The 2,379-nt window shown below is 64.4% G+C and carries 3 protein-coding genes; all 3 read left to right on the plus strand.

Features of this window, described 5'->3' with window-relative positions; translation table 11 throughout:
* Positions 1 to 67 precede the first annotated feature (67 nt).
* Positions 68 to 403 (plus strand): STAS domain-containing protein, encoded by a 336-nt coding sequence (locus SFU54_RS03780; RefSeq protein WP_319014976.1) that lies wholly within the window; start codon positions 68 to 70, stop codon positions 401 to 403.
* Positions 396 to 2,009, plus strand: a complete 1,614-nt coding sequence (locus tag SFU54_RS03785; RefSeq protein ID WP_319014977.1) for a SpoIIE family protein phosphatase — start codon at positions 396 to 398, stop codon at positions 2,007 to 2,009. Before SFU54_RS03780 ends, SFU54_RS03785 begins: the two co-directional genes overlap by 8 nt.
* Positions 2,010 to 2,166: 157 nt before the next feature.
* The coding region (locus SFU54_RS03790; protein ID WP_319014978.1) for an ATP-grasp domain-containing protein at positions 2,167 to 2,379 on the plus strand (213 nt) is incomplete at its 3' end.

Here is a 2,379-nt window from a genome sequence, read left to right on the forward strand (position 1 = left end):
CCCGATCGAAAAGCTCTAGCGGCCTTCCAGCGCCATAATGAACTGACCGCATTTCGGAGGGGGCTCGATGGAGATCACAGTGGTGCATCACCCATTCGGTGTTGCCGAGGTGACGGTTGGCGGTCGACTCAACATGGTGACGGCCGCCCGCATGCGTGAGGCCATCGAGTCCGCCATCGACTCGAACCACCCCAACGTTGCCGTTGACCTCTCGCAAGTCGTGTTTCTCGACTCGTCGGGGCTCGGTGCACTCGTGTCGGGGCTCAAGGCCGTGCGGGCATCCGGCGGCGACTTGCGACTTGTGCGCCCCGCCGAGCAAGCACAGCTCGTGCTCGAGCTCACCAACATGGGCTCGGTGCTCAAGAGCTACGACACAGTCGGCGACGCGTTCCCCCATGCCTGAAATCGTGTCGCGCACGCTGCGCTTGAGCAGCCCGCCCGACACCGTTGACACTGTTCACGATCTGCTTGCCTCGATCTGGGCGCAGACTCCTCGACTCGATCCTGCTGACCGCATGGCGGCAGAGCTGTCGATCGTCGAGCTCACGGCCAATGTCATTGAGCACGCCAACCGGGGTCAGGCCATTCGCTTTACGTTGACGGTCGTGGTCTCTGACGACCGCATCGAGGCGACCGCCACCGACGAGGGTTCTGTCGAGCACGTCGACCTCAGCGATCGCAGCATGCCCGACCAGCTGTCGGAACGCGGCCGCGGGCTGCCCATCATGCAAGCGCTCAACGATAGCGTCGAGCACCAGCGCGTTGACGGCGTCAACTACTGGACGGTCGTGCGGGCCCGACGGTCTCCTCGTTCGAAGCGTGGGCGCAAGGCCATGCCCTCGATCTCGATCTCGGGTGTCATCGATGAGATGGCGAGGCAACGTGCCCTCGACGACATGGGCATTCTCGACACCGCGCCCGAAGAACGCTTTGATCGCGTCACGCGACTCGCGCGTCAGCTCTTTGGCGTCGAGACCGCGGCGGTGAACTTCATCGATGGTGATCGCCAGTGGGCTAAGTCTGTCTCGGGTGCAGGACCGGTCGAGATGACGCGCGAAGGCTCAATGTGCACGGTCACGATTCAGGGCAACGAGCCTTTTGTCGTCCCCGACATGACGGCTGATCCGCGGTACGCCAGCAAGGTCGTGCCGGGGCTGCTCGCCTTCTATGCGGGCTTTCCGCTGTACGCCCCCGGCGGAGAACGCATCGGGGCGTTCTGCGTCTACGACTCGACGCCGCGACACTTCTCGGCGCGCGAGACCGAGATGCTGCGCGACCTCGCCGGTTGGGTGCAGCAAGAGTTGACGGTGAGCCAAGAGCTCAGCCGAGCATCCGAAGTGCAACAGGGTTTGCTGCCGCAGCAACTCTTGAGCATGCCCGGGTGGAAGATCGGCGGCGTTTGTATTCCGGCGCGTGCCGTCGGCGGAGACTTCTATGACTGGTACCCGGTGGGAGAAGGCGCCGCGCTCACGCTCGCCGATGCCATGGGAAAGGGAATCGGTGCCTCGATCATCGCGGCGACCGTGCGCGCCGTGCTGCGGTCCGCCGCTCGATTTGCCGACGTCGCGGGCGCGATCGACGCCGCGTCGGCGGCCCTCACGATTGACCTCAATAACGCCGGGGTCTTCGTCACAGCGTTTCACGCGCGACTCGATATGGACTCGGGTGAGCTGAGCTATGTGGATGCGGGCCACGGCCTCTCGATCATCGCGCGCGCCGATGGCAGCTCTGAGCGACTGCGGTCGAACGCCCCTCCGCTCGGGGTTGACCCCGAGACGGTGTGGCCCCTGCAGACGACGACACTTGCTCCGGGTGACACGCTCATCGTGGTGAGCGATGGTGTGCTCGACCTCTATGACGGCTCGTTGCGATCGCTCGACAACCTTGTTGCCCTTGCTCTGCTCGCGAAAGACCCGTGGGAGATCATCGAGGCGATTCGCGCCCGTGCTCGTGGCACCAGTAGCGATGACGTGACGATGCTCATCGCGCGCCGCGACGACGTGCGGTAGGCCGCTCAGCAGGTCAGTGGGCGCTACTGCGCCCCGCTACAGTAGAGCCTGCGATGTGTCTCGATATCGAGAAATATCTCTGTCGAGAGAAACCACGGCACCGAGACCGACCGCGACTCTTCACTTTCTCTTTTCGCACGCGGATGGGACAAGCAGCGTGGATCTTTTCGAGTATCAGGCCCGAGACCTCTTCGAGAAGCACGGTGTTCCCGTGCTGCAGGGCATCATCGCCGACACCCCCGAGGAGGCTCGCGCTGCTGCCGAGTCGATCGGTGGCGTCACGGTCGTCAAGGCACAGGTCAAGACCGGTGGCCGCGGCAAGGCCGGTGGCGTCAAGGTCGCCAAGACCGCGGATGACGCTGAGGCCGCG

The organism is Microcella sp. (genome assembly GCF_033763155.1).
Classification (GTDB): Bacteria; Actinomycetota; Actinomycetes; order Actinomycetales; family Microbacteriaceae; genus Microcella.